This is a genomic window from Streptomyces sp. NPDC053048 (genome assembly GCF_044547045.1).
Lineage (GTDB): Bacteria > Actinomycetota > Actinomycetes > Streptomycetales > Streptomycetaceae > Streptomyces.
Genome location: NZ_JBITZS010000001.1, coordinates 392,675 through 419,232 on the forward strand (window position 1 = coordinate 392,675; position 26,558 = coordinate 419,232).

Annotated in this window: 21 protein-coding genes, 2 tRNA genes and 1 pseudogene; 19 read left to right on the forward strand and 5 right to left on the reverse strand. The window is 73.2% G+C overall.

Features of this window, described 5'->3' with window-relative positions:
* The first annotated feature begins 67 nt into the window (after window positions 1-67).
* The 8 genes from ACIG36_RS01940 to ACIG36_RS01975 all read left to right on the forward strand — a co-directional run bounded on the left by ACIG36_RS01940 (window position 68) and on the right by ACIG36_RS01975 (window position 4,523).
* Window positions 68-229, forward strand: coding sequence for a hypothetical protein (locus ACIG36_RS01940; RefSeq protein ID WP_399920307.1), 162 nt, complete (start codon window positions 68-70; stop codon window positions 227-229).
* 55 nt (window positions 230-284) lie between these two features.
* On the forward strand, window positions 285-896 hold the full coding sequence (nadD, locus tag ACIG36_RS01945; protein WP_399920310.1) for a nicotinate-nucleotide adenylyltransferase: 612 nt from the start codon (window positions 285-287) through the stop codon (window positions 894-896).
* 50 nt (window positions 897-946) lie between these two features.
* Window positions 947-2,485, forward strand: a complete 1,539-nt coding sequence (locus tag ACIG36_RS01950) for an LCP family protein (RefSeq protein ID WP_399920312.1) — start codon at window positions 947-949, stop codon at window positions 2,483-2,485.
* A gap of 159 nt (window positions 2,486-2,644) precedes the next feature.
* A complete protein-coding gene (rsfS, locus tag ACIG36_RS01955; RefSeq protein ID WP_399920316.1) occupies window positions 2,645-3,085 on the forward strand; it encodes a ribosome silencing factor in 441 nt (146 codons plus the stop codon).
* A complete protein-coding gene (locus tag ACIG36_RS01960) occupies window positions 3,082-3,735 on the forward strand; it encodes a histidine phosphatase family protein (RefSeq protein WP_399922131.1) in 654 nt (217 codons plus the stop codon). The genes rsfS and ACIG36_RS01960 overlap by 4 nt, the downstream gene beginning before the upstream one ends.
* 123 nt (window positions 3,736-3,858) lie before the next feature.
* A tRNA-Ala gene (locus ACIG36_RS01965) sits at window positions 3,859-3,931 on the forward strand.
* A gap of 125 nt (window positions 3,932-4,056) precedes the next feature.
* Complete coding sequence (locus ACIG36_RS01970) at window positions 4,057-4,290, forward strand: hypothetical protein (protein ID WP_071963321.1); 234 nt, start codon at window positions 4,057-4,059, stop codon at window positions 4,288-4,290.
* A gap of 160 nt (window positions 4,291-4,450) precedes the next feature.
* Window positions 4,451-4,523, forward strand: a tRNA-Ala gene (locus ACIG36_RS01975).
* A 68-nt stretch (window positions 4,524-4,591) separates the two neighbouring features.
* Here ACIG36_RS01975 and ACIG36_RS01980 read toward each other — a convergent pair.
* Together ACIG36_RS01980 and ACIG36_RS01985 are read right to left on the reverse strand one after the other, a co-directional pair.
* Window positions 4,592-6,100: an NADH-ubiquinone oxidoreductase-F iron-sulfur binding region domain-containing protein gene (locus tag ACIG36_RS01980; RefSeq protein WP_399920319.1), complete on the reverse strand. Its 1,509-nt coding sequence runs from the start codon at window positions 6,098-6,100 to the stop codon at window positions 4,592-4,594.
* Between the two features lie 23 nt (window positions 6,101-6,123).
* Window positions 6,124-6,846, reverse strand: coding sequence for a hypothetical protein (locus tag ACIG36_RS01985; protein ID WP_399920323.1), 723 nt, complete (start codon window positions 6,844-6,846; stop codon window positions 6,124-6,126).
* A gap of 289 nt (window positions 6,847-7,135) precedes the next feature.
* Here ACIG36_RS01985 and ACIG36_RS01990 point away from each other — a divergent pair, with 289 nt between their 5' ends.
* The 5 genes and pseudogenes from ACIG36_RS01990 to ACIG36_RS02010 form a co-directional block, all read left to right on the forward strand.
* Window positions 7,136-10,024, forward strand: a complete 2,889-nt coding sequence (locus tag ACIG36_RS01990; protein ID WP_399920326.1) for a leucine--tRNA ligase — start codon at window positions 7,136-7,138, stop codon at window positions 10,022-10,024.
* Window positions 10,025-10,194: 170 nt separating this feature from the next.
* The gene (locus ACIG36_RS01995; RefSeq protein ID WP_399920329.1) at window positions 10,195-10,980 is read left to right on the forward strand and encodes a hypothetical protein; all 786 of its coding nucleotides are present in this window, start codon (window positions 10,195-10,197) and stop codon (window positions 10,978-10,980) included.
* A 160-nt stretch (window positions 10,981-11,140) separates the two neighbouring features.
* On the forward strand, window positions 11,141-11,986 hold the full coding sequence (locus ACIG36_RS02000) for a DegV family protein (protein WP_399920332.1): 846 nt from the start codon (window positions 11,141-11,143) through the stop codon (window positions 11,984-11,986).
* A gap of 153 nt (window positions 11,987-12,139) precedes the next feature.
* The gene (locus tag ACIG36_RS02005) at window positions 12,140-13,024 is read left to right on the forward strand and encodes a helix-hairpin-helix domain-containing protein (protein ID WP_399920335.1); all 885 of its coding nucleotides are present in this window, start codon (window positions 12,140-12,142) and stop codon (window positions 13,022-13,024) included.
* A pseudogene (locus ACIG36_RS02010) lies at window positions 13,021-15,558 on the forward strand (ComEC/Rec2 family competence protein); the annotation flags it as partial. The gene ACIG36_RS02005 and the pseudogene ACIG36_RS02010, both read left to right, overlap by 4 nt.
* Before the next feature lie 19 nt (window positions 15,559-15,577).
* Here the strand turns inward: ACIG36_RS02010 and ACIG36_RS02015 are convergent.
* A complete protein-coding gene (locus tag ACIG36_RS02015; protein ID WP_399920338.1) occupies window positions 15,578-15,856 on the reverse strand; it encodes a hypothetical protein in 279 nt (92 codons plus the stop codon).
* Between the two features lie 72 nt (window positions 15,857-15,928).
* Here ACIG36_RS02015 and holA point away from each other — a divergent pair, with 72 nt between their 5' ends.
* Window positions 15,929-16,918 (forward strand): DNA polymerase III subunit delta, encoded by a 990-nt coding sequence (gene holA / locus ACIG36_RS02020; protein ID WP_399920342.1) that lies wholly within the window; start codon window positions 15,929-15,931, stop codon window positions 16,916-16,918.
* Window positions 16,919-17,202: 284 nt separating this feature from the next.
* On the opposite strand, the gene rpsT is transcribed toward holA, so the two are convergent.
* Window positions 17,203-17,469 carry a 30S ribosomal protein S20 gene (rpsT, locus tag ACIG36_RS02025; RefSeq protein ID WP_399920345.1) on the reverse strand — a complete coding sequence of 89 codons (267 nt, stop codon included), beginning with the start codon at window positions 17,467-17,469 and terminating at the stop codon, window positions 17,203-17,205.
* Window positions 17,470-17,677: 208 nt separating this feature from the next.
* On the opposite strand from rpsT, the gene lepA reads away from it, so the two are divergent.
* From lepA to ACIG36_RS02050, 5 genes are all read left to right on the forward strand, one after another.
* Entirely contained in the window at window positions 17,678-19,549 is a 1,872-nt protein-coding gene (gene lepA / locus ACIG36_RS02030) for a translation elongation factor 4 (protein WP_399920347.1), read from the forward strand.
* 264 nt (window positions 19,550-19,813) lie between these two features.
* Window positions 19,814-21,703, forward strand: coding sequence for an AMP-dependent synthetase/ligase (locus ACIG36_RS02035; protein ID WP_399920350.1), 1,890 nt, complete (start codon window positions 19,814-19,816; stop codon window positions 21,701-21,703).
* Window positions 21,704-22,091: 388 nt separating this feature from the next.
* Complete coding sequence (locus tag ACIG36_RS02040; RefSeq protein WP_399922134.1) at window positions 22,092-23,810, forward strand: SpoIIE family protein phosphatase; 1,719 nt, start codon at window positions 22,092-22,094, stop codon at window positions 23,808-23,810.
* A 27-nt stretch (window positions 23,811-23,837) separates the two neighbouring features.
* Window positions 23,838-25,070: a radical SAM family heme chaperone HemW gene (hemW, locus tag ACIG36_RS02045; RefSeq protein WP_399920355.1), complete on the forward strand. Its 1,233-nt coding sequence runs from the start codon at window positions 23,838-23,840 to the stop codon at window positions 25,068-25,070.
* A gap of 101 nt (window positions 25,071-25,171) precedes the next feature.
* Window positions 25,172-25,729, forward strand: a complete 558-nt coding sequence (locus ACIG36_RS02050) for a Uma2 family endonuclease (protein WP_399920358.1) — start codon at window positions 25,172-25,174, stop codon at window positions 25,727-25,729.
* Here ACIG36_RS02050 and ACIG36_RS02055 read toward each other — a convergent pair.
* Window positions 25,710-26,549 carry a DUF3097 domain-containing protein gene (locus tag ACIG36_RS02055; RefSeq protein ID WP_399920361.1) on the reverse strand — a complete coding sequence of 280 codons (840 nt, stop codon included), beginning with the start codon at window positions 26,547-26,549 and terminating at the stop codon, window positions 25,710-25,712. The two genes, ACIG36_RS02050 and ACIG36_RS02055, sit on opposite strands and share 20 nt — an antisense overlap.
* Window positions 26,550-26,558 lie beyond the last annotated feature (9 nt).

Sequence of the window (26,558 nt, forward strand, 5' to 3'; positions counted from 1 at the left end):
GCCGAGCGCCCCCGCATACGATGTGGCAGAAGTCTCCACCCGATACCGTCCCGGATAAGGTCCTGCCGTGATCATCGCTTCCGCCCACAGCGCCCTCGTCGCCCTCGCCTCCGAGGGCGAGCACGTGGACACCCACAAGAGCATCAGCCCTTACATGACCGGTGGCGCCGCGCTGGTCATCCTGCTGCTCCTGCTCTGGATCACCACCCGCTTCAACCGCGACCGCTGATCCCACCGGTCCCCGGAGAATCGGCGTGTCATCGCGCCCAGTAGGGTCTGCACGCATGGGAGAGCAGACAGGGCCCGTGAAGCGGCGGCTCGGCGTGATGGGCGGGACGTTCGACCCGGTCCACCACGGCCACCTGGTCGCCGCGAGCGAGGTGGCCTCGCAGTTCCACCTGGACGAGGTGGTCTTCGTACCGACCGGGCAGCCGTGGCAGAAGAGCCACAAGCAGGTGTCCCCGGCCGAGGACCGCTACCTGATGACGGTGATCGCCACCGCGTCCAACCCGCAGTTCTCGGTCAGCCGGATCGACATCGACCGCGGCGGCCCGACCTACACCACCGACACGCTCCGCGACCTGCGCGCCCTCAACGAGAACGCCGACCTGTTCTTCATCACCGGCGCCGACGCGCTGGCGCAGATCCTGACCTGGCGGGACACCGACGAGCTGTTCTCGCTCGCCCACTTCATCGGCGTCACCCGGCCGGGCCACATACTGGCCAACCCCGGACTGCCCGAGGACCGGGTCTCCTTCGTCGAGGTCCCCGCCCTCGCCATCTCCTCCTCCGACTGCCGCGCCCGGGTGGCGCAGGGCGAGCCCGTCTGGTACTTGGTGCCCGACGGTGTGGTGCGCTACATCGACAAGCGCAAGCTGTACCGTCACGACGGCTGAGACCGGCCACGGGCGGCCGGCTCCGGCTCGACGGTCATCGAGGGGCGCTGGTGAACGACCGACAGGACCCGTACGCGCAACAGCAGGTGCACGGTTATGACGCCTACGGGCAGCCCGTGTACCGGCCCGACGCCCCTGAACGCGTGTACGACCAGTACGGGCAGCCGGCTCAGCGGTCCCGGGAGCCTCGGCAGCAGGCCGAACAGGAGTGGATCCCCCGGCAGGCGGGCCCGTCCGCACCGGACTTCGCACTGGACTCCGCGTCTGCCTCCGCGTCCTCACCCGCGTCCGCCTCCGCGCCGCCGCGGATTCCGGAGCCCCGGCCGGCCGCCGCCCCGGCGCCCGCCGGTGACTACCGCGCCGAGCAGTTCTCCTTCCTCGAGGAGCCGGACGAGGACTCCCAAGATGTCATCGACTGGCTGAAGTTCAGCGAGAGCCGCACCGAGCGGCGCGACGGGCGCAGGCGCAGGGGCCGCAATCGCCTCGCCGCCCTCGCCGTCGTGCTCGGCCTCGTGGTCGCCGGCGGCATCACCTGGCTCCTGCTGTCCGCAGGTGGCGACGAGGGTGCCGCGCCTGCGGCGGGCGGCGCCCAGCAGCGGGACGTGATCGTCGTGCATCTGCGGCAGACGACCGGCGGCGTGAGCTCGACGGCCCTGCTGGTCGACAACGGGACGGCCCACAGGGCCACCGCTCTCCTGCTGCCGAACGCGCTGGCCGTCGCCCAGGAGGGCGGCGGCGCCACGACGCTCGGCGGCTCCGTCCAGGACGCGGGCACCGGCGGCACCCGGGACGCGCTGAACGCCCTGCTGGGCTCGGGGATCAAGGGCAGCTGGCGGCTGGACACCCCCTACCTGGAGAACCTGGTCGAGCTGGTCGGCGGCATCACTGTCGACACCAACACCACCGTGCCGGGCGCGGAGCCCGGTGAGCGCCCTCTGGTCGACCGGGGCGCGGGCCGGAGGCTCGGGGGGCGGGAGGCGGTCGCGTACGCCGTCTACCGGGCGCCCGGCGAGGGGCAGGAGCGGCAGCTGGCACGGTTCGGGCAGGTCATGCGGGCGGTGCTGGGGAAGATGTCCGGGGACGCGGGGACGGCGACCGGCACGGTCGAGTCGCTGGCCCAGATCCCCGACCCGTCACTGAGCACCCGGCAGCTGGGTGCCTCGCTCGCGCACCTGGCGGAGCGGGCCCGGCAGGGCTCGTACGAGACCCGCGTCCTGCCCGTGCGGCCGGACGGCACGCTCGCCGGGCCGGCGGCCGACTCCGTCGTCAGGGAGGTGCTGGGCGGCACGGTGCGCGCCCCCGGCCGGGACGCCCCGCCCCGGGTGAGCGTGAAGAACGCCACAGGCGGCGCCCCGGCGGGCGGCTCCGCGCGCGTGACGCTCGTCAACGGCGGCTTCACCTACGTCGACGCCGGCGCGGCGAAGGCCCCGCGGAAGGCCTCCGCCGTGCTCTACGCGGACGACGGCCGGGCGGGTGAGGCCAAGGAGGTGGCCAGGACCCTGGGGCTGCCGGAGGGCGCGGTGCGCAAGGGCGAGGGCGCCGCCGGCGCCGACGTCACCGTGGTCCTGGGCCAGGACTACAAGGGCTGACCGGGGGCGGGGGCGGCCGGCGGCGGCCAACGGGGACCGGCGGGGGCCTGGGCCGGCGGGCCGGTCGGTCGGCAGGCAAGGGCGGAAAACCCCCGGAGCGGCACCGGCGGGTCGTGAGACCCTTGAGGCGTACTGACCCTCTTTACGAAAGCATGGCTTGTGACCGCCACGGACCGCTCCATCGAGCTCATCCAGGCCGCCGCCCAGGCTGCCGCCGACAAGCTCGCGCACGACGTCATCGCCTACGACGTCAGCGACGTACTGTCGATCACCGACGCCTTCCTGCTGGCCTCGGCCCCCAGCGACCGCCAGGTCAAGTCGATCGTCGACGAGATCGAGGAGCGGCTGCTCAAGGAGCTCGGCGCCAAGCCGGTGCGCCGTGAGGGCGACCGCGACGCCCGCTGGGTGCTGCTGGACTACGTCGACATCGTCGTGCACGTGCAGCACAGCGAGGAGCGCGTCTTCTACGCCCTCGAGCGGCTGTGGAAGGACTGCCCGGAGATCGAGCTGCCCGCCGACGCCGTCGCCACGCGCGGCAAGGGCGAGGAGCACGAGCGGGACCGGGCCGCCGCGGGCGACCTGGACGGAGGCCTGAGCTGAGCGGCGGCGGGGCCGCCCGCGGCCGCCGGATCGTGTTGTGGCGGCACGGTCAGACCTCGTGGAACGTGGAGCGCCGCTTCCAGGGCTCCACGGACATCGAGCTGACCGGGACCGGCGTCGCCCAGGCGCGCCGGGCCGCCCGCCTGCTGGCCTCGATGCGGCCGGACGCCGTGGTCGCCTCCGACCTCAAGCGGGCCAGGGCCACCGCCGCGGAGCTCACGGCCGTCACCGGGCTCGAGGCCTCCCACCACGCCGAGCTGCGCGAGACGTACGCGGGCGAGTGGCAGGGCCTGACCCACGACGAGATCATGGAGCGCTACGGCGAGCAGTACGCGGCGTGGAAGCGCGGCGAGCCCGTGCGCCGCGGCGGCGGCGAGCTGGAGACCGAGGTGGCCGAGCGGGCCGCGCCGGTCGTGCTGTCGGCCGCCCGGGAGCTGCCGGACGGCGGCACCCTGGTCGTGGTCAGTCATGGCGGCACCATCCGCACCACCATCGGCCGACTGCTGGGCCTGGAGCCCGGCTCCTGGGAGGCCCTGGGCGGCCTCAGCAACTGCTGCTGGTCCGTGCTGGGCGAGGGCGCGCGCGGCTGGCGCCTGCTGGAGCACAACGCCGGGACGCTGCCGGAGCCGGTCCTCGGCGACGACGACTGAGGCACCCGGATGCCGGCCGAGGGACGCCTGGGGCCCGATTTCACATCTGGGCAGGTCGCAGGCTAAAGTTCTTCTTGTTCGCGGGGAACGCGGGGGAAAACCTCCGGGGGATCCGAGAACAGCGGGGCTATAGCTCAGTTGGTAGAGCGCCTGCATGGCATGCAGGAGGTCAGGAGTTCAATTCTCCTTAGCTCCACAGTCCGGACGATCCCGTCCCCTGATCACAGGGGGCGGGATTGTTGCTGTTCCCGCGCGGTGCCGTGGCAGAATCGGACAGCCGGGAGTGAACGCTGCCGAAGGGGAGGGGGTGGGAGCTGACCCATGGGTGCTCACAGCCGAAAGTGCGACTGGTGCGGCAGTGGAACGCCGATCGTCCGCGACATGGAACCGCTCAACTCCGAGTACCAGTACTGGTGTGTGGAGTGCGCGCGGGCGCTGATCATAAAAGGCGACCCGATCGAGACCTACCGTGAGCTCGAGGGCGAGCCGATCTACGGACGGCTGCTCGACGAGCACTGCGCCCTGAAACGGTTCTACTCCTTCGCCACCGCCTGAGGCCGTCGCCGTCACACCCGCAACATCCGGTGGAAATCGGTCAAAACGGGCCCAGGTGGGCCGTGACGGAAACCGATTTGGCGGATAGGGGGGAGGTCCGTGTAATGTTCTCCGTGTCGCCAGGGAGGCCGCAAGGAAACCCCGGCGGAAAACAGAACAAGGGGCTATAGCTCAGTTGGTAGAGCGCCTGCATGGCATGCAGGAGGTCAGGAGTTCAATTCTCCTTAGCTCCACAGGGAAAGAGCGGGTCGTCCGGATGGACGGCCCGCTCTTCGTTTGTCCTCTTCCCGTCGGGTTTCCGCTAGCGGTCCCGCTCCAGGCGCAGGGCCAGCGCCGGGCAGCGGCGTACGGCCCGCCGCACACGGGCCCGCAGGTGACCGGGCACCGCGGCGTCCGCGAGCGCGGGGAATCCGTCCGGCCCGAGGCGTACGAGCTCCGGCAGTAGCCCCGCGCACAGCCCGTGGCCCTCGCACAGGGTCCAGTCCACCGCCAGCCGCTCCACGCGCGCGTCCCCTGCGGCGCCGCCGGGTGCGGGCAGCGGCAGCACGCCCGTCGTGGCCCGCCCGCAGCCGCCGCCCAGGACGTGCGCGGCCAGATCGTCCGTGAACGCCGCCAGGGCGCTCAGCACGAAGCGCGCCGCCCCGTCCGGGTGCCCGCACGCCCCGCGCCCGCGCACGGCGCCCGCGGCCTCCCGTACGGCCTCCAGGGCGCCGCGCCCGCCTCCGGCCACCACGTCCGCCAGCGCTCCCGCCAGGGCCGGCAGGCCCAGCCCGCAGGGCCCGCACTGCCCGGCCGACTCCGCGGCCAGCCAGTGCGCCACCCGGACCGCCTCGCCCAGCGGGCAGGTGTCACCGGGCAGCGGCAGCACGGCGCCGGCCCCGAGGGTCGCGCCGAGGGCCGCCAGCGCGTCCCGCGAGAGCACCGCACCGGCCGCAGTCGTCCCCTCCAGCCAGCAGCCGTGGTAGCCGCCGACCAGCACCCCCTGGGGAGCCGGTACGGCCCCGCACCGCTGCAGCACGTACGACAGCGCTGTACCGGCCGGAGCCTCCACCACACGCGCGCGTGCCACCGCGCCGGAGACGGTGAGCAGGAGGGTGCCGGGCTCGTCCGGGGTGCCGGTCGTGGCGTGGCGGGAGGCGCCCAGGCGGGCGGCGACGGCGAGTTGGGCGTAGGTCTCGGCGTTGGACAGCAGCGTCGGCAGGCCGCTCAGGCCCTGCTCGGCCGCGCGGACGTGCCGGCCCCGGGGGAGCGGGGGGCCGCCGTCGGCGGCACGCAGCAGGGCGGACGACTCGCCGGAGACCATGCGCTCCGGCAGGCGCACGACCCGGGTGCGCACCGATCGGCCGCGCCGGTCGGACAGGCCGCGCTCGCCCAGTGCCTCCTGTACGGAGGCCTCGGTCGCGGTCCGGGTCACCCCGATCACCAGGGTGCCGGCACCGAGCGCCTCGGCGGCCAGCAGGGCGCCGTCCAGCACCAGGTGCGGAGCCCGCCGCAGCAGGACCGCGTCCTTGCGGCAGGCCGGCTCGCCCTCGCACCCGTTGACGACCACCGCCGGAGGCACGCCGCGCCGCCGTGCCGCGCTGCCGGTGGCCCGCAGCTTCCGGGCGAAGGGGAAGCCCGCGCCGCCGCGTCCGCGCAGGGAGACGGCCTCCGCCAGCCGCGTCAGCTCGTCCTCGGTGAGGCGGGGCGCCGTGCCGTGGGCGGCCAGGTGCGCCCGGCGGTCCAGCCGCCCGGCCGCCTCGAAGCCGGCCGTCAGGCGGGGCGGGCCCAGGGCCAGGACGCCGGGCAGGTCGGGCAGAGGGGCGTTCACGGCGCTCCCGGCTTCCCCGGCGCTCACGTCCGCCGTCCCGGCGCGGAATCGGCCGGCGCGGGGACGCTGCCCGCCCGCGCGATCTGCCGGCCGTCGGCGGGGCCGCCGGTCGGCGCGGACGGCGCGGACGGCAGGGGGCGGGCCGGGGGCTCCTTGCCCGCCCTTCCCGCCGCGTGCGCCCCGGCGGGCCGGCGGCGTAAGAGGGCCGGCAGCGCCCCTCGCGCCCGCAGCAGGCGGAACAGCAGCGCTGCGGCCACCGCCGAGAGGCTCAGGGCGTAGCACGCGGTCACCCAAGCCGCCGCGGGACGCCCGGCGTTGAGTCCGTGCAGCACGGCGGCGCACCACGCGCCGTACGCGCAGGCGTGCAGCGAGCGCCAGCGGCGGGCGGTGTGCCCGCGCCCGGCGAAGGCACCCCGCAGGACACCGGTCGCGACTGCCGTCACCATCAGGTAGGCGGCGAGGGAGCCCAGCCCCAGCAGTACGCCGGGGCCGCGCGCGCCGGAGGCGAACGGCACGAGGGCAGCGAGGGCCGGTGCGTGCGCGGCGGCGACCTTGACGGCGACGTGCGCCAGGAGGAAGCCGAGGGCCGCGACGGCGGTGGCCCGGTGCACGGCCTGGGCGAGCAGCCGGGCGCGGGGGGTGAGGACCGGGTGGCCGGCGGCGATGAGCCCCCAGACGACGGTCGCGGTGAGCGAGACCAGGGCGAGCACGCCCCCGGTCTCGTCGAGGAAGCGGGGCAGGTCCATGCCCCGGCACGTTAGGCAGCTGTTCGAGAGCGGCGGGGCGCTTCGCGCAACCCCGGTGCGCGGCGGCGCGGCGCTGCTAACGTCGGCGGTGCCCTTGCCTCGGTGCGGTACCTTCCGCCGCTGCGGTAATCTGAGCCCATGCGTGCCGTACGCCTCCTGCTTAGCGAGCCGCGCTGATCAGCACCGACCGGTGACTTCCGGTCGGCATCGGCGCGGCGTCCCCTCCTGTGCGAGGGGCTTTTTCATTTGCGGCGCAGGCAGAGACGACGATCGATGGAGCTTAAGGACGATGAGCGAGACCCCCACCGCCGCCGAGGTGGCCGCCCCGCACCGCTACACGGCCGCCCTGGCCGCGGACATCGAGGCGCGCTGGCAGGACTTCTGGGACGCCGACGGCACGTACGAGGCGCCCAACCCCGGCGGTGAGCTCGCGGGCGACCCCGAGGTCGTCGCCCGGCCCAAGAAGTTCATCATGGACATGTTCCCGTACCCGTCGGGCGCGGGCCTGCACGTCGGTCACCCGCTGGGCTACATCGCCACCGACGTCTACGCGCGCTACCACCGCATGACGGGCCACAACGTCCTGCACACCCTCGGCTTCGACGCCTTCGGCCTGCCCGCCGAGCAGTACGCGGTGCAGACCGGCACCCACCCCCGGGTGTCCACCGAGGCCAACATCGACAACATGAAGGCGCAGCTGCGCCGGCTGGGCCTGGGCCACGACAAGCGCCGGTCGTTCGCGACGATCGACCCCGCGTACTACAAGTGGACCCAGTGGATCTTCCTGCAGATCTTCAACTCCTGGTACGACGAGGAGGCGAAGAAGGCCCGTCCGATCAGTGAGCTGATCGACCGGTTCGAGAGCGGCGAGCGCGAGGTTCCCGGTACGCGCGCGTGGGGCGAGCTGAGCGCCGCCGAGCGCGAGGAGGTCCTGGGCGGCTACCGCCTGGCCTACGCCTCGGACGCGCCCGTCAACTGGTGCCCCGGCCTGGGCACGGTGCTGGCCAACGAGGAGGTCACCGCCGACGGCCGGTCCGAGCGCGGCAACTTCCCCGTCTTCAAGTCCAAGCTGCGCCAGTGGAACATGCGCATCACCGCCTACGCGGACCGCCTGCTGGACGACCTGGACGCCCTGGACTGGCCCGAGGCCATCAAGCTGCAGCAGCGCAACTGGATCGGCCGCAGCGTCGGCGCCCGCGTCGACTTCGCCGTCGAGGACCACCCCGAGGCCAAGGTCACCGTCTTCACCACCCGCCAGGACACCCTGTTCGGCGCGACCTACCTGGTCGTGGCGCCCGAGCACCCGCTGGCCGTCTCCGACCGCGACAACGGCGGCATCGTCCCCGCCGCCTGGCCGGAGGGCACCCACGAGGACTGGACCGGCGGGCACGCCACCCCGGCCGAGGCCGTCGCCGCCTACCGCAAGGAGGCCGCCGCCAAGTCCGACGTCGAGCGCCAGGCCGACGCCAAGGAGAAGACCGGCGTCTTCACCGGCGCGTACGCGATCAACCCCGTCAGCGGCGACCGGATCCCCGTCTTCACCGCCGACTACGTCCTGATGGGCTACGGCACCGGCGCGATCATGGCCGTCCCGGCGCACGACAGCCGCGACTTCGCCTTCGCGCGCGCCTTCGACCTGCCGATGCGCTGCGTCGTCCGGCCCGCCGACGACCGCGGCACCGACCCGGCCACCTGGGCGGACTCGTTCGACTCCTACGACGCCGAGATCATCGACTCGGCGGGTGCGGACATCTCCCTGGACGGCCTGGTCGTCCCCGACGCCAAGACCCGGATGGCCGAGTGGCTGACCGAGCGCGGCATCGGCGAGGCCACCGTCAACTTCCGCCTGCGCGACTGGCTGTTCAGCCGCCAGCGCTACTGGGGCGAGCCCTTCCCGATCGTCTACGACGAGGACGGCGTCGCCCACGCGCTGCCGGAGTCGATGCTCCCGCTGGAGCTGCCCGAGGTCGAGGACTACGCGCCGCGCACCTTCGAGCCGAACGACGCCGACACCTCCCCGGAGACCCCGCTGTCCCGCAACGAGGACTGGGTCAACGTGGAGCTGGACCTGGGTGACGGCCCCAAGACGTACCGCCGCGAGACCAACACCATGCCCAACTGGGCCGGTTCCTGCTGGTACGAGCTGCGCTACCTGGACCCGCACAACAACGAGCGGCTGGTCTCCGCGGACGCCGAGCGGTACTGGATGGGCCCGCGCGAGGGTCAGCCGCACGGCGGCGTCGACCTGTACGTCGGCGGCGCCGAGCACGCCGTGCTCCACCTGCTGTACGCCCGCTTCTGGTCGAAGATCCTCTTCGACCTGGGCCACATCTCGTCCGCCGAGCCGTTCCACAAGCTCTACAACCAGGGCATGATCCAGGCGTACGTCTACCGCGACGCGCGCGGCATCGCGGTGCCCGCCGCCGAGGTGGAGGAGCGCGACGGCGCGTTCCACTACCGGGGCGAGAAGGTCAGCCGGCTGCTCGGCAAGATGGGCAAGTCCCTGAAGAACGCCGTCACGCCGGACGAGATCTGCTCCGAGTACGGCGCCGACACCCTGCGCCTGTACGAGATGGCCATGGGCCCCCTGGACGTCTCCCGCCCCTGGGACACCCGGGCCGTCGTCGGCCAGTACCGCCTGCTGCAGCGCCTGTGGCGCAACGTGGTGGACGAGGCCACCGGCGAGGTCACCGTCGTCGACGCCGAGCCCGACGAGGCGACGCTGCGCGCCCTGCACAAGGCCGTCGACGGCATCGGCCAGGACATGGCGAACCTGCGTTTCAACACCGCGATCGCCAAGGTCACCGAGCTGAACAACTTCGTGACCAAGCTGCGCGAGGTGCCGCGCTCCGTCGCCGAGCAGATGGTGCTGCTGGTCGCCCCGCTGGCCCCGCACATCGCCGAGGAGCTGTGGCGCAAGCTGGGCCACACCGACTCGGTCGTCCACCGCGACTTCCCCGTCGCCGACCCCGCGTACCTGGTCGACGAGGCCGTCACCTGCGTCGTCCAGATCAAGGGCAAGGTCAAGGCCCGTCTGGAGGTCGCCCCGTCGATCTCCGACGAGGAGCTGGAGAAGGTCGCCCTGGCCGACCCGGCGGTCGTCGCCGCGCTGGGCGGGGCGGGCATCCGCAAGGTCATCGTCCGGGCGCCGAAGCTGGTGAACATCGTTCCGGCGTAACGGCCGGGACAGCGCACCGGGGGTAGCCCCTGAGGGCAGGTCCGGGGTTCCGCAGGAACCCGGGGCCTGCCCTTTGCGTTTACGGTGGAGGGGTACGGGTACGGCCCGTTGATGGTCCGTCGATGGCCTCTTGGACCTTGTTGCAGCTGTTGAGGAGCTGAGGAGCGCATATGGAAGCCGCCGCCGCGATCATCGCCGTGATCTGCGCGATCCTCGTGGCCTTCGCGGTGATCGCCACGGTCAGGGCGGTGCGGGCGGTCAAGCGCGGCGTGGACCGCACGGTCACCCAGGCGCGGCGCACGGTCGAGGACACCCGTCTGAAGGCCAGGCAGTACATCCAGCCGGGCGCGGCGGGCGAGGTCGCCCAACTGCGCGTGAAGCTGCGGACGTCGATGCGCGCCACCCAGGACGTGCTGCGGGCCGGGGTGCCGGACGACTCCTCGCTGTCCGAGTCGATGGCGCTGTTCGAGCGGCTCAGCGCGCACGGCCGCGAGCTCGACGAGGAGCTGCGCAAGCTCGAGGACGAGCCCGACCGCGAGCGCGTCACGGCGCGCCTGCCGGACCTGCGCGAGCGGACCGAGCGCGTCACGGACTCCGCCGACTCGCTGCGCTGGGCGGCGCAGGACCGGGCGCGGCGGTTCGCGGAGGACGACCTGACGCTGCTGAGCGAGCAGATCCGCATGGAGGCGGGGGCGCTGCGGCATTGGGAGGACGGGGCGGAGGCGCCGGCCGCGGGCGGGGCTACCGGTTCTGCGGCTGGGTCTGCGGCTGGTGCCGCGTCTGGTTCTGCGCCTGGTTCTGCGGCGCCGAAGCCTGCGGCTTCGGCTGGGGCCGGGGCGGGCACCGGTGGCGGTCCCGATCCGGAGCGTCCGGCGATCGACGGGCGGAATGACCGGTGGCAGCCCGGGTACTCCTGGCAGAAGACGAAGCGCACGCGTCCGGAGAGCACTGCCTGAGGCGGGCACGTCGCGGCCGGTCCGGAGGCGGTCGGGCCGGAGGCAGTCGGGTCGGCGGCCTCCGGACCGGCGGCGGTGGGCCTGGATGATCGGCCGGAAGTGATCACGCGTATCCGGCTCGTACTGCCGTCCACGCGGCCCGACGGGTAACCTCCGGGGCATGTCCCGCCATGTCGCGATCATCACCGATTCCACGGCCTACCTGCCGCAGCAGGAGATGGAGCGGCACAGCATCACCGCCGTACCGCTGACGGTCGTCCTGGGCGACGAAGCGTTCGAGGAGGGCACCGAGGTCTCCGCCCGGTCGGTCGCCCAGGCCCTGCAGAAACGCAAGCCGGTGACCACCTCCCGCCCCGGCCCCGACGTCTTCGCCGCCGCCTACCGCGAGGCGGCCGCCGCCGGTGCCGAGGGAATCGTCTCCCTCCATCTGTCGGCCGAGCTCTCCGGTACGTACGACGCGGCTGTCCTCGCGGCTCGCGAGGCGCCCGTGCCGGTCCGGGTCGTGGACACCGGCATGGTCGCGATGGCCCTGGGCTTCTGCGCGCTGGCCGCCGCCGAGACCGCGCGGGCGGGCGGCACGCTGGACGAGGCGGTCGCCGCCGCCGAGAAGCGTGCGCACGGCACGGCCGCGTACTTCTACGTCGACAGCCTCGACTATCTGCGGCGCGGCGGCCGCATCGGCGCGGCGCAGGCGCTGCTCGGCTCGGCGCTGGCCGTCAAGCCGCTGCTCCAGCTGGACGGCGGCCGCATCGAGCCGCGGGAGAAGGTCCGCACCGCCTCGAAGGCGATCGCCCGCCTGGAAGAGATCGTGGTCGAACGGGCCAGCGTCGCCCCCGTCGACATCGCCGTCCACCACCTGGCCGCCGCCGAGCGCGCCGCACAGCTGGCCGAGCGGCTGCGGGAGCGGGTGCCCGGCCTGGTGGACCTGCACGTCAGCGAGGTGGGCGCGGTCATCGGCGCCCACACGGGGCCGGGGTTGCTGGGAGTGGTGGTCTCGGCCAGGTAGGCCGCTCGGTGCCGGTGCCGCGCCTCGCGCGCATGGCCCGGCACGGCCCGCCATCCCCCGGCAGGGTGACGGAGTTATCCACAACCGGCCGGTTATCCACGGAAATCCGGGCGCCTCGGCGGGATCGCGCGGATGCGACTACGGTCGCGTTCCATGACTGTTCGATCGCACACCGTTACGGACGTCGGTGTAGGGGCTGGTGTCGGGGCCGATGCCGACGCCCTCGCCGCGGGCCTCGGCTCGCTGCGCGAGCGTGCCTCGGCCGCCGCGACGGCACCCAATGCCCCGCGGGTGCGGGGACGTTGGCGGATGGCCTTGGTGGAGCGGCTGCCGGTGTGGGTGCAATTGCGGTGCGGCATCGAGCCGAGGACGCTCGCCGCGCTGACGGTCGTGCTGGTGGTGTCGGCGGTCTTCGCCACGTACCACTTCTGGGCCGGACGGCCGCAGACGATCCGGGCACCCGCGCGCGAAGCGCAGGTCGCGACCGCCGCGCCGACGGCGGCCGCGGCCGTGCCGTCAGGTGCCTCGGGCGCGCCACCGCCCGGGGGCCGGGCGAGCGCGCGGGACGTGGTGGTGGACGTGGCGGGCAAGGTGCTGCGCCCGGGGGTCCGTCACCTGCCGGCCGGCTCGCGGGTCGCCGATGCGCTGGAGGCGGCCGGGGGCGCCAGGCCCGGTGCGGACACCACCGGGCTCAACCGGGCGCGGCTGCTCATGGACGGCGAGCAGATCGTGGTGGGCCTCCCCGCTCCGTCCGCTCCCGTCGGCTCGTCGAACGGCGTTGGTGGCGCGTCGAATTCGGCTCTCGGGGTGTCGCAAGAGCCTGGCGGACCGGTGCAGGGTTCCGCCGGTCCGCTGAGTCTCAATTCCGCGACGCTGGAACAGCTCGACGGCCTCCCGGGCGTCGGTCCTGTCCTCGCCCAGCACATCCTCGACTACCGCGCCCAGCACGGTGGTTTCCGCTCGGTGTCCGACCTGCGCCACGTCAACGGCATCGGGGCCCGCCGCTTCACGGACCTCAAGCCGCTGGTGCGGCCATGAGCCGGCGGACGGTCGGGGCGCGGCCCGGCGCCGACCAGACCGATGGCGCCGACCGGCCCGATGGCGTCGCGCGGCCCGATGGCGTCGCACGGCCCGATGACGTTGCGCGTCACGGCGTCCTTGCCCGGCCCGGCGGCATCGCGCGGCAAGAAGGCCCGGCGGACCTGCGGTTGGCCGTGCCGGCGCTCGCCGCGTGGGCGGCGGCAGCGCTCGCGCTGACCGCGGACGGTGGAGTGGTCGCCGCCGGGTGCGTGGTGGCCGTACTCGGGGCCGGTGCCCTCCTGGCGGTCAGGCCACGGGGCATGGCGGTGGTGGTCGCGGCCGTGCTGCTGTGCGGCTCCGCCGGCGCGGCGGCCGGAGCCCTGGCGGGCGCCGACTCGCGCCGTGGGCCGCTGCCGGAGCTGGCGCGCCGGTACGCGCAGGCCACGGTCGAGGTGACGGTCACCGGGGATCCACGGCCCAGCAGGCCGCGGGTGCGCGGGGCGGTCCGCAGTGAACCCGCTGTCCTGGTCGAGGCCGAGGCGACCCGTGTCGTCACAGAGGACGACGGTGCGAGTGCCGTCGCCGTGCGCACGCCCGTGCTGCTGATCGCGCCCCGGTCCTGGGTCGGGCTGCTGCCCTCCACGCGGGTCAGGGCCGAGGGCAAGCTCGCCCCGCCGTCCCGGGAGGGCGACCGCGCCGCGGCCGTCCTGCGTGTCGGCGGCGACCAGGGCCCACCCGAGGTCATCGAGCGTCCCGGCGTGCTCCAGCGGGCGGCGGCCCGGCTGCGGGCGGGTCTGCGGGAGGCGACGGACGATCTCACCCCGGACGCCCGTGCGCTGCTGCCCGGACTGGTAGTCGGCGACACCTCCCGCGTGCCACCGGACCTCGAAGCCGCCTTCCGGGCAACGGACCTGACGCATCTTCTGGCCGTGAGCGGCGGGAATTTCACCGTGCTGCTCGCCCTGCTCATCGGGCCCGCGCACCTCGCCTCACGGGCCGAGCGGCGGGGGCTCGCCGGGCGGCTCGGCATCCCACTGCGGCTCACCGCGCTGCTGGGCGGCGCTCTGGCGCTGGGGTTCGTGGTGGTGTGCCGCCCCGAGCCGAGCGTGCTGAGGGCCGCCGCGTGCGGTCTGATCACGCTGCTGGCCCTCGGCACCGGGCGGCGCCGCAGCCTGCTGCCGGCCCTCGCGGCGGCCGTACTGCTGCTGGTGCTCTGGGATCCGTGGCTGGCCCGCAGTTACGGATTCCTGCTGTCGGTTCTGGCCACCGGGGCACTGCTGACGCTCGCCCCGCGCTGGAGCGCCGCCCTGCGGCGGCGTGGGGTGCCGCCCAGGATCGCGGAGGCCCTGGCCACGGCCGGTGCGGCTCAGGCCGTGTGCGCGCCGGTGGTCGTGGTGCTGGCAGCGCGGGTCAGCCTGGTGGCGGTGCCCTGCAATCTCCTCGCCGGGCCGGCGGTCGCCCCCGCCACGGTGCTGGGCTTCGCCGCCCTGGCAGTGGCGCCCGTGGCGATGCCCGTCGCCAGGGGCCTCGCCTGGCTCGCCGGCTGGCCCGCCGCGTGGACGGCGACGGTGGCCCGCACAGGAGCGGACCTGCCCGGCGCCGAGCTGGGCTGGCCGGGCGGTGTGGCCGGCGGGCTGCTGCTGAGCGCCGTCACCGGGGTCGTACTCCTCGCCGGCCGCCGGGTGCTGCGCAACCCCTGGGTCTGCGCGGGCTGCGCCCTGCTCCTGCTGCTGGCGGTCGTCCGCCCGGCCCCGCTGACGCGGGCCGTCACCGGCTGGCCACCGCCGGACTGGCGGCTGATCGCCTGCGATGTGGGGCAGGGCGACGCGCTGGTCCTCGCCGCCGGTCCTGGCACCGCTGTCGTCGTGGACGCCGGGCCCGAGCCGCGCGCGGTGGACCGCTGCCTGAACGAGCTGGGCGTCGAGAAGGTACCGCTGCTGCTGTTGAGCCACTTCCACGCCGACCACGTCGACGGCCTGCCCGGGGTGCTGCGGGGCCGGGCGGTCGGGATGATCGAGACGACGCCGTTCGCGCACCCCCCGGGGCAGGCCGCGTTCGTGTGCCGCGAGGCGCGGCGGGTGGGGGTGCCGGTGGCCGACGCGGTGCCGGGGGAGCGGCGGCGTCTGGGCGAGCTGTCGTGGGAAGTGCTGTGGCCGCCGCCTCCGGGAACGTCGGCCGTCGCGGAGGAGGGGCCCAACGACGCCAGCGTCGTCCTCCTCGTCCGCACGGCCGGTCTGACCGTGCTCCTGCTGGGCGACCTCGAACCGCCCGCACAGCAGGAGTTGCGCGAAGCGCGCCCGGACCTGCCGCCGGTGGACGTCCTCAAGGTCGCCCACCACGGCTCCGCCTACCAGGACGCGGAGTTGCTGGGCGGACTGCGACCGCGCCTGGCGGTGATCTCGGCGGGTGTCGGCAACCCGTACGGACACCCGGCGGCCCGTACGCTCGCGGCGCTCAGTGCGCGCGGCACCGCGGTCGTGCGCACCGACACCGACGGCAGCATCGCGGTGACGGGGACAGCGACGGGCGGGGCGGCCGCCGTGAGCCGTGGCCGCAGGCAGGGGGCGGCGGCTACTCCGCCTCGAGCCAGCCCTCGTACTCCTCGGCCAGTTCGCGCAGGGCGGTGGTGTCCAGCTCGCCGTCGGGGTCCTCGAGGACCACCAGCCACTGGGCGTCCTCGGCGTCGTCCTCCCCGGCCAGGGCCTCGCGCACGATCTGGGGCTCCTCGGGCAGGCCGAAGCGCTGCCCGGCCTCTTCCGCCGCCTCTTCGGCGGCGTCGCGGTCGGGGAGCACCAGCAGGTGCCGTACGGAGTCGGAGGAGGTGTCGGAGTAGGGGTAAGCGCTGGTCACCCGCCCATTGTGCGGTACGGGGGAACGGCCGGGCGCGGGGGTGTGTCAGCGGCGCATGGGATGCTGGACGCGATGGCCAGGAAGACAGCAACCGACGACCTGCTCGCCCCCGTCACGCTCGCCGTGGGACAGGAGGACCTCCTCCTCGACCGCGCCGTGCGGGAGGTGGTGGCGGCGGCCCGCGCGGCCGACGCCGACACCGACGTCCGCGACCTCACCCCCGACGCGCTCCAGCCCGGCACGCTGGCCGAGCTGACGAGCCCGTCGCTGTTCGCCGAGCGCAAGGTGGTGATCGTCCGAAACGCCCAGGACCTGTCCGCGGACACGATCAAGGACGTCAAGGGCTACCTCGGCTCGCCCGCCGAGGAGATCACCCTCGTCCTGCTGCACGCGGGCGGCGCCAAGGGCAAGGGCCTGCTGGACGCGGCGCGCAAGGCCGGGGCGCGGGAGGTCGCCTGCCCGAAGATGACCAAGCCGGCCGACCGCCTGGCGTTCGTACGGTCGGAGTTCCGTGCGACCGGGCGTTCCGCCACGCCGGAGGCCTGCCAGGCCCTGGTGGACGCGATCGGCAGCGATTTGCGGGAGCTCGCCAGCGCCTGCGCGCAGCTGGTCGCCGACATCGAGGGCACCATCGACGAGTCCGTCGTCGCCCGCTACTACACGGGCCGGGCCGAGGCCTCGAGCTTCACCGTCGCCGACCGGGCGGTGGAGGGCAGGGCTGCCGAGGCCCTGGAGGCCCTGCGCTGGGCCATGTCGACCGGCGTCGCGCCCGTGCTGATCACCAGTGCGCTGGCGCAGGGCGTCCGTGCCATCGGCAAGCTCGCCTCCGCGCCCCGCGGGGCGCGCCCCGGCGACCTGGCGCGGGATCTAGGCATGCCGCCGTGGAAGATCGACCGGGTGCGGCAGCAGATGCGGGGCTGGTCGGCGGACGGCGTGGCCGCCGCGCTGACCGCCGTCGCCGAGGCCGACGCCGGAGTGAAGGGCGGCGGGGACGACCCGGAGTACGCCCTGGAGAAGGCGGTCGTCGCCGTGGCGAGGGCGGCTCGCAGCGGCCGCTCCTGAGCGGCCCGGTCGCACGCAGAGCCCCCGCCCCTCAGGGCGGCGGGGGAGCAGCGCGACAGCGCCCGCCCCGAGGCCCTCGAAAGGTCCAAGGCGAAAAGCCCGAAGGCCCCGTGCCGCCCTGGGGAAGGGCGGGCACGGGGCCTCGGGATCGTTCTGTGAGCCGTGAGGCTCATGCCGCACCCGCGTGGCGAACGACCGGGGGCGGCGGGGTGCCGGTCCGGAGCGGTAGAGGGGCCGCTGAATCCGTTACCGGCGAGGGTCGGGGCTCACGCCCCGGAAAGGCTTCAGCCCTTGAGGGCGGCAACCTGCTTGGCCAGCGCCGACTTCTTGTTGGCGGCGGCGTTCTTGTGCAGGACACCCTTGCTGGCGGCCTTGTCGAGCTTCTTGCCGGCGAGGGCGACGGCGGCGGTGGCCTTGGCGGCGTCACCGGCGACGATGGCCTCACGGGCCGCACGGACGGCGGTCTTGACCGAGGACTTGACGGCCTTGTTACGCAGGCGCGCCTTCTCGTTGGTCTTGATCCGCTTCATCTGGGACTTGATGTTCGCCACGAAAAGAGCCTTTTCAGGTTCGTTGGATTTCGATTGCGTGCCATGTACGTGTGAGAGGCACGACAGGCACAGTGGACCAGGCTACCAGTACGCCCTCGGGCGTCCCAAACCGGACCGTACCCGCCGCGCATGGGACCATGGGGGAGTCGTATACCCGACTCCCGCCGAGACCAGCGTTCAAACGCCGAAGTCACCGAATGGATCCTGCGTGCCCGCGACCCCTACCAACGTGCCGGAGCCGAGCCGTACCGACCCGGCTCTGATCCGTAACTTCTGCATCATCGCGCACATCGACCATGGCAAGTCGACGCTCGCCGACCGGATGCTCCAGCTGACCGGCGTGGTCGACCAGCGGCAGATGCGCGCGCAGTACCTCGACCGGATGGACATCGAGCGCGAGCGCGGCATCACGATCAAGTCCCAGGCGGTCCGTCTGCCCTGGGCGCCCACCGAGGGCGAGGAGAATGAGGGCACGACCCACATCCTCAACATGATCGACACGCCGGGCCACGTGGACTTCACCTACGAGGTCTCCCGCTCCCTGGCCGCGTGCGAGGGCTGCATCCTCCTCGTGGACGCCGCCCAGGGCATCGAGGCCCAGACCCTCGCCAACCTCTACCTGGCGATGGAGAACGACCTCACGATCATCCCGGTCCTCAACAAGATCGACCTGCCTGCCGCCCAGCCGGAGAAGTTCGCCGCCGAGCTGGCCAACCTCGTCGGCTGCGACCCCGAGGACGTGCTGCGCGTCTCGGCCAAGACCGGTGTGGGCGTCCCCGAGCTGCTGGACAAGGTCGTCCGCGAGGTCCCGGCCCCGGTCGGCGTCAAGGACGCCCCCGCCCGCGCGATGATCTTCGACTCGGTCTACGACGCCTACCGGGGCGTCGTGACCTACGTCAAGGTCGTCGACGGCACGCTCAGCAAGCGCGAGCGCATCAAGATGATGTCCACCGGCGCCGCCCACGAGCTGCTCGAGATCGGCACCAACTCGCCGGAGATGACCGCGGCCGACGGCCTGTCCGTCGGCGAGGTGGGCTACCTGATCACCGGTGTGAAGGACGTCCGCCAGTCCAAGGTGGGTGACACCATCACCCAGCTCAGCAAGGGCGCCACCGAGGCCCTGGGCGGCTACAAGGACCCCAAGCCGATGGTGTTCTCGGGCCTGTACCCGCTGGACGGCTCGGACTACCCGGAGCTGCGCGAGGCCCTGGACAAGCTGCAGCTCAACGACGCCGCGCTGGTCTACGAGCCGGAGACGTCGGCGGCGCTGGGCTTCGGCTTCCGCGTCGGCTTCCTCGGCCTGCTCCACCTCGAGGTGGTCCGTGAGCGCCTCGAGCGCGAGTTCGGCCTGGACCTGATCGCCACCGCGCCGAACGTGGTCTACCGCGTGGACATGGAGGACGGCGGCGAGCACACCGTCACCAACCCCAGCGAATTCCCCACCGGCAAGATCGCCCAGGTCCACGAGCCGGTCGTGCGCGCCACGATCCTCGCGCCCAGCGAGTTCATCGGCGCGATCATGGAGCTGTGCCAGACCCGCCGCGGTGACCTGCTGGGCATGGACTACCTCTCCGAGGACCGCGTCGAGATCCGCTACACCCTGCCGCTGGCCGAGGTCGTCTTCGACTTCTTCGACCAGCTGAAGTCCAAGACCCGCGGCTACGCCTCGCTCGACTACGAGCCGACCGGCGAGCAGACCGCCGACCTGGTCAAGGTCGACATCCTGCTGCACGGCGACAAGGTCGACGCCTTCTCCGCGATCACGCACAAGGACAAGGCCTACGCCTACGGCGTGCGCCTGGTCGCCAAGCTGCGCGAGCTGATCCCGCGGCAGAACTTCGAGGTGCCGATCCAGGCCGCGATCGGCTCCCGGGTCATCGCCCGTGAGACGGTCCGCGCCATCCGCAAGGACGTCCTCGCCAAGTGCTACGGCGGTGACATCTCCCGTAAGCGGAAGCTGCTGGAGAAGCAGAAGGAAGGCAAGAAGCGGATGAAGATGGTCGGCAGCGTGGAGGTCCCGCAGGAGGCCTTCATCGCGGTGCTGTCCAGCGACGAGAGCGGGGAAAAGGGCAAGAAGTAGTGCCCGCCCATTGACCGCGGAGTGATCGTCGAGTGCCTGTTCCCGTCAGGGGGCGGGCACTCCTCGTCGTTTTCCGCGCTTTTCGCCCCGCCGCATTCCCTGTACAGGTACTTTTCCGGCGGGGCGGCTCCCGGGCCGGGTCGCGATCGTCGCGGGACGCCTTCCCAGGGCTCTTACGCAAAAGGCCCGTCGGCTCTACTCTGATCACTGCTTGAAAAGGTTACTCGCGAGTCACCAGCAACGAAGCGGGCCCCGGAGGATGCCGTGAGCGAGACACAGACTTTGATCGAGAACCGGCCGCCCTCCGTGGCGCACCTCTTCTTCGAACGGGTCGAGGCGACACCGGACGCGGAGGCCTACCGCCGCCCCGTGCCGCCCGCGTCCGGCCACGGCCCCGACGACTGGGAGTCGGTCACCTGGGGGCAGGCCGCCGAACGTGTCTTCGCCATCGCCGCCGGCCTGATCGACCTCGGCATACTCCCCCAGGAGCGGGTCGCGCTCGCCTCCGCCACCCGGCTCGACTGGATCCTCGCGGACCTCGGCATCATGTGTTCCGGCGCCGCCACGACCCCCGTCTACCCCAGCACCAACGCCGACGAGAGCGCCTTCATGCTCTCCGACGCCGAGTGCCGCGTGCTGATCGCCGAGGACGCCGCCCAGCTCGCCAAGGCCCGCGAGCGCCGGTCCGAACTCCCCTCCCTCGCCCACGTCGTCGTCATCGAGGCCGCCGACGCCGTCGCCGCCGAGGACGACCCGGAGGGCTGGGTCCTCTCCCTCGCCGAGCTCGAGAAGCGCGGCGCCGCACTCCTCGAGCGCGACCCCGGCGCCGTACGCGCACGGGTCGACGCCCTGCGTTCCGAGGACCTCGCCACCCTCATCTACACCTCCGGCACCACCGGCCGCCCCAAGGGCGTACGGCTGCGCCACGACGCCTGGTCGTACATGGGCCGCGCCATCCAGGCCACCGAGCTGATGCGCCCCGACGACGTGCAGTACCTGTGGCTGCCGCTCGCGCACGTCTTCGGCAAGGTGCTCACCGCCGGCGCCATCACCGTCGGCCACGTCACCGCCGTGGACGGCCGCGTCGACAAGATCGTGGAGAACCTGCGGGTCGTCCGCCCCACCCAGATGGCCGCCGTGCCCCGGATCTTCGAGAAGGTCTACAACGGCGTGGCCGCCAAGGCCCGCGAGGGCGGCGGGGCCAAGTACAAGATCTTCCGCTGGGCCGCCGAGGTCGCCCGCGAGTACGCCAAGGCCGAGCAGGACAACTACCGCCGCACCGGCAGCCGGAGCGTGCCCTTCGCCCTGGCCGCCAAGCACCGCGTGGCCGACGCACTCGTCTACGCCAAGATCCGTGAAGCCTTCGGCGGCCGGCTGCGCGCCTGCGTCTCCGGCGCCTCCGCCCTCGCCCCCGACATCGGCTACTTCTTCTCCGGCGCCGGCATCCACATCCTCGAGGGCTACGGGCTCACCGAGACCAGCGCCGCCAACCTCGTCAACCCCGGCGAGGCCTACCGCACCGGCACGGTCGGCAAGCCGCTGCCCGGCACCGAGGTCCGCATCGCCGACGACGGCGAGGTGCTGCTGCGCAGCCCCGGCGTGATGGAGAGCTACCACGGGCAGCCCGAGAAGACCGCCGAAGTCCTCGAGTCCGACGGCTGGTTCCACACCGGCGACATCGGCGAGCTGTCCCCGGACGGCTATCTGCGCATCACCGACCGCAAGAAGGACCTCATCAAGACCTCCGGCGGCAAGTACGTGGCGCCCGCCGAGATCGAGGGCCGGTTCAAGGCGGTGTGCCCCTATGTCTCCAACGTCCTGGTGCACGGCGCCGACCGCAACTTCTGCTCCGCGCTGATCGCCCTCGACGAGCCGGCCATCCTCGACTGGGCCAAGGAGCACGGCATGGAGGGCAAGCCCTACGCCGAGGTGGTCGCGGACGAGCGGACCACGGAGCTCATCGACGGCTATGTGCGGCAGCTCAACGAGGGGCTCCAGCGCTGGCAGACCATCAAGAAGTTCCGGCTGCTGCCGCGCGACCTCGACGTCGAGCACGGCGAGCTCACCCCCAGCCTCAAGCTCAAGCGGCCGGTGGTCGAGCGCCAGTACAAGGACCTGATCGAGGAGATGTACGCCGGCGCCCGCGAGGCGTGACGCGAGGGGCCGTTTCCCCCTCGTAGCACTCGTAGCGGCTCACTTACGCAACTCGCTCCACGTGAGCACGGCCGGTCTGTCAGTCTGTCGGTGGTGAAATCCGCACTATGCCGTAGCGGTCAGGAGCACCACCGTGAGGACATCACCAACCGGCGGCAATGACCAGGTGATCGCCCGCGCGCCCGCCCGCAGGACCCCTGCGGGAAGCGAGTCCGGAACGGGCGCGGGGCCCGACGAGAACACCGGCACGAGCACGGGCAGGAGCACCGACAAGTGCTCCGACAAGAGCACCGAGAAGAAGACGGGCACGAGATGCGGCGCGCCCGGCGCGCCGCACCACGCCGACGGGCCGGACCCCGGAGGCGCCCCGCCCACGGCCCGCACCAGCCTGCCCGGCGACGCCCGCGCGCCCTCCGCGGCCCGCCGCTTCGTCCGCAGCGTGCTCGCCGCCTGGAACGCCCACGACCTCGTCACGGACGACGCGACCCTGCTCGTCAGCGAGCTGGTCACCAACGCCGTGGTGCACGCCGGGACGTCCGTGGACCTCGAGTGCCGCCTCGACCCGGCGCCCGGTGGCAACCTCGTCGTCGAGGTCACCGACCACCACCCCGCCCGCGAATTCCGCGCCCGCCCGCGCCGGGCCGGCGGCGACCGGGGCGTGCCCGCGCACGGCGGCCGTGGGCTGCGGCTCGTCGCCGAGCTGGCCGAGACCTGGGGCACGGCCTACCGCCGCACCGACAAGACCGTCTGGTTCCACCTGGCCACCCGCCCGCCCGACACGGGCACCGACAACGCCGCCGTCTGCGAACAGGCCCTCCTGCGCGACCTGCGCGTCGCCCAGATCCTCGCCCCCGCCCCGCGCACCGGCCCGCCCGCCCGCCGCCTCGGCGACCGCGGCCAGCACCGCGCCCTGTCCTTCCTCGCCGAGGCGTCCGAACTGCTCGCCGGCCAGTTCGACGAGGACATGGTCGCCTCCCTCGCCACCCAGCTCGCCGTCCCCCGCCTCGCCGACTGGTGCGCCGTCTGGCTCGACGGCGACGGCGACGGCGCCCTTGGGCACGCCGCCCGCCCCGCTGCCCGCCTGTCCTGCGTCTGGCACGCGCGCGAAAGCCGCGTCGAGCCGCTGCGCCTCGTCCTCCAGCGCACTCCGCCCGCCCTCCCCGCGGCCGGCGGCGCCGCCCCCTGGCCGTACGGGCCCGACGGCACGGCACTGGCCTGCCGGCTCGTCGCGGGCGGCCGGGGCGTGGGCACCCTGCTGCTGGGCCGCGACGGGCCGCCCGCCCCCGGCGGCGACATCACCGCGCTCACCGAGGACTTCGCCCGCCGCGTCGCCCTCGCCCTCGCCTCCGCCCGCCAGTACACCCGGCAGGCCACCATCAGCCGCATCCTCCAGCGCGGCCTGCTGCCCCGGGGCGTCGCGGCCATTCCCGGTGTCGACCGGGCCGTCGTCTACGAACCCAGGGGCGACGCCTCCGCCGGCGGCGACTTCTACGACGTCTTCGCGGTCGGCGGCGGCCGCTGGTGCTTCGCCCTCGGCGACGTCTGCGGCAGCGGCCCCGAGGCCGCCGTGACGACCGGGCTCGTCCGCCCCTGGCTGCGGCTGCTGGCCAAGGAGGGCTACGGCGTCGCCGACGTGCTCGACCGCCTCAACCGGATGCTGGGCGAGGAGGCGGCGGAGGCCGAGGCGGGCTCCGCACCCCGCTTCCTGTCCCTGCTGTACGGGGAGCTCACGCCCCGCGCGGGCGGCGCGCGCTGCACCCTCGCCAGCGCCGGTCACCCACTGCCGCTGCTCCTGCGCCCCGACGGCTCGGTACGGCCGGTGGCGGCGCCCCAGATGCTGCTCGGCGTCGTCGACGAGGTCGGCTACCGCAGCGAGACCTTCGACCTGGCCGCCGGCGAGACCCTGCTGTGCGTCACGGACGGCGTCACCGAGCGCAAGTCCGGAAACCGCCTCTTCGACGACGGCGACGGCCTCGCCGCCGCCCTCGCGGGCTGCACGGGCCTCACGGCCGAGGGCGTCGCCGCCCGCATCCGCCACGCCGTCCACGGCTTCGCCCCCACCCCGCCCGACGACGACCTCGCCCTGCTGGTGCTCCGGGCGGAGTAAGCCGGCGCGTGCTGGACAATGGAACACATGCCTTCCGTACTGCCCGATGGTGAGCCCATGCCCGAGGACGGGGCGCTGCCCCGCCACGCCATCGAAGGCTCCGGGCAGCGGCCCCTCGGCTTCTACCTGCACGTGCCCTACTGCGCCACCCGCTGCGGATACTGCGACTTCAACACCTACACCGCGAGCGAGCTGCGCGGCTCCGGCGGCGCCCTCGCCTCCCGCGACAACTACGCGGAGACCGTCGCCGAGGAGATCCGGCTGGCCCGCAAGGTCCTCGGCGACGACCCGCGCCCGGTGGAGACGGTCTTCGTCGGCGGCGGCACCCCCACGCTGCTCCCGGCCGCCGACCTGGGCCGGATGCTGGCCGCGATCCGCGATGAATTCGGGCTCGCCCCGGACGCCGAGGTCACCACGGAGGCCAACCCCGAGTCCGTCGACCCGCGCTACCTCGAGGAGCTGCGGGCCGCCGGCTTCAACCGGGTCTCCTTCGGCATGCAGAGCGCCCGGCAGCACGTCCTGAAGATCCTCGACCGCACACACACGCCGGGCCGCCCGGAGGCGTGCGTGGCCGAGGCCCGCGCGGCCGGCTTCGAGCACGTCAACCTGGACCTGATCTACGGCACGCCGGGCGAGAGCGACGACGACTGGCGGGCGTCGCTGGACGCGGTGCTCGGCGCCGGCCCCGACCACGTCTCGGCGTACGCCCTGATCGTCGAGGAGGGCACGCAACTGGCCCGCCGCATCCGGCGCGGCGAGGTGCCGATGACGGACGACGACGTGCACGCCGACCGCTACCTGATCGCCGAGGAGATGCTCTCCGGCGCGGGCTTCGACTGGTACGAGGTCTCCAACTGGGCCACGAGCCCCGCCGCCCGCTGCCGCCACAACGAGCTCTACTGGCGCGGCGCCGACTGGTGGGGCGCGGGCCCCGGCGCGCACTCCCACGTAGGGGGCGTGCGGTGGTGGAACGTCAAGCACCCGGGCGCCTACGCGCAGGCCCTGTCCGAGGGACGTTCGCCGGGGGCCGGACGTGAGGTCCTGGCCGACGAGGACAGGCGGGTCGAGCGGATCCTGCTGGAGCTGCGGCTCGAGGAGGGGTGCCCGCTGTCCCTGCTGAAGCCGGCGGGCGCGGCGGCGGCCGCGCGGGCACTCGCGGACGGGCTGCTGCAGGCGGAGCCGTACGCGGCCGGACGGGCGGTGCTGACCCTGCGGGGGCGGCTGCTGGCCGATGCGGTGGTGCGGGATCTGGTGGACTGATTACCTGTTCGGGTGAACTGACGCGCATAGGCCGTGCGCCCGCCTACGCTCTCCATAGGCTGCCGTGAAAAGACACGCGGCGGATGTGGAGGACCACGGAGATGACCGCTGTGGATGAACGCCGGATGACGGAGATCTTCGAGAACCTCGAAGTTCCCGAGGGCATCAGGGCTGAGCTCCTCAGGGGGGAAATCGTGATGATGGCCGCGCCCAACTGGGTGCACAACGACATCGTCGAAAGGGTGCAGGCGCAGATTCCGTTCGACCGTTGGCAGCGGAAGACTACGCAGGCTCTTGATATTCCGGGCGAAGAGAGTGAGCCTCAGCCTGACCTGGTGGTTCTTGAACGAGAGGCGTTCGAGGCGCCCGACAGCCTCATCCCCTCCCCAGATGTCACGATGGTGGTGGAAGTGGTCTCCAAGACCAGCGGAGACCGTGACTACGGGGTCAAGCGCTCCATCTACGCGGCCGGACAGGTGCCCGCCTATCTGATCATCGATCCGTTCGCTGCCCAGTGCCTTCTGCTGACGGACCCCGTTGGCACAGGCTACGAAGCCGCTTACCGGGCGCAGTGGACCACTAAGTTCGGTGATCCGGTTCCCATTAGGGTGCTCGACCTGACCCTGGACACATCCCGGTTCAGGACCCTGGAGCGCTGACCCCCACCGTCACAAAGTCGATCAGCTCCTCGACCCGCCCGAGGAGCTCCGGCTCCAGGTCCTTGTAGGACGAGACCGCACCCAGAATCCGCTGCCAAGCGGCCCCCGTGTTCTCCGGCCACCCCAGGGCCCGGCACACGCCCGTCTTCCAGTCCTGCCCCTGCGGCACCCGCGGCCACTCGGGGATGCCGACGGCCGACGGCTTCACCGCCTCCCACACATCCACGTACGGGTGGCCCACCACCCGCACGTTCTCGCCCGTGACCTCCGCCGCGATCCGGGACTCCTTGGAGCCCGGCACCAGGTGGTCGACCAGGACGCCCAGGCGCGCGTCCGGGCCCGGGGCGAAGGAGCGGACGACGGCCGGGAGGTCGTCGATGCCCTCCAGGTACTCCACGACCACGCCCTCGACGCGCAGGTCGTCGCCCCACACCCGCTCCACCAGCTCCGCGTCGTGGCGCCCTTCTACGTAGATGCGCCCCGCGCGCGCCACCCGTGCCCGCGCGCCCGGCACCGCGATGGAGCCGGACGCCGTGCGCTGCGGCCCGCGTGCGGCCGGTGCCGTGGGGCGTACGAGCGTCACGACGCGCCCCTCCAGCAGGAAGCCCCGCGGTTCCATCGGGAAGACGCGGTGCTTGCCGAACCGGTCCTCCAGCGTCACCGTCGGGCCCTGCGCCGTCTTCTCGCAGCGGATCACCGCCCCGCAGAAGCCCGTGGTGACCTCCTCCACCACGAGGTCCACCTCCGCCGGCACCTCGGGCGCGGGCGCGCTCCGCTTCCACGGAGGGGTCAGGTCCGGTCCGTACTCTCTGCTGCGCATGCGCGCCAT

Excerpts from the sequence above, each read along its gene's own strand:
- ACIG36_RS02005 (WP_399920335.1), top strand. The coding sequence starts at position 12,140 with ATGACTGTTCGATCGCACACCGTTACGGACGTCGGTGTAGGGGCTGGT.
- ACIG36_RS01995 (WP_399920329.1), top strand. The coding sequence starts at position 10,195 with ATGGAAGCCGCCGCCGCGATCATCGCCGTGATCTGCGCGATCCTCGTG.
- ACIG36_RS01985 (WP_399920323.1), bottom strand. The coding sequence starts at position 6,846 with ATGGACCTGCCCCGCTTCCTCGACGAGACCGGGGGCGTGCTCGCCCTG.
- ACIG36_RS02000 (WP_399920332.1), top strand. The coding sequence starts at position 11,141 with ATGTCCCGCCATGTCGCGATCATCACCGATTCCACGGCCTACCTGCCG.
- nadD (WP_399920310.1), top strand. The coding sequence starts at position 285 with ATGGGAGAGCAGACAGGGCCCGTGAAGCGGCGGCTCGGCGTGATGGGC.
- ACIG36_RS01970 (WP_071963321.1), top strand. The coding sequence starts at position 4,057 with ATGGGTGCTCACAGCCGAAAGTGCGACTGGTGCGGCAGTGGAACGCCG.
- hemW (WP_399920355.1), top strand. The coding sequence starts at position 23,838 with ATGCCTTCCGTACTGCCCGATGGTGAGCCCATGCCCGAGGACGGGGCG.
- ACIG36_RS01990 (WP_399920326.1), top strand. The coding sequence starts at position 7,136 with ATGAGCGAGACCCCCACCGCCGCCGAGGTGGCCGCCCCGCACCGCTAC.
- holA (WP_399920342.1), top strand. The coding sequence starts at position 15,929 with ATGGCCAGGAAGACAGCAACCGACGACCTGCTCGCCCCCGTCACGCTC.
- ACIG36_RS02050 (WP_399920358.1), top strand. The coding sequence starts at position 25,172 with ATGACCGCTGTGGATGAACGCCGGATGACGGAGATCTTCGAGAACCTC.
- ACIG36_RS02055 (WP_399920361.1), bottom strand. The coding sequence starts at position 26,549 with ATGCGCAGCAGAGAGTACGGACCGGACCTGACCCCTCCGTGGAAGCGG.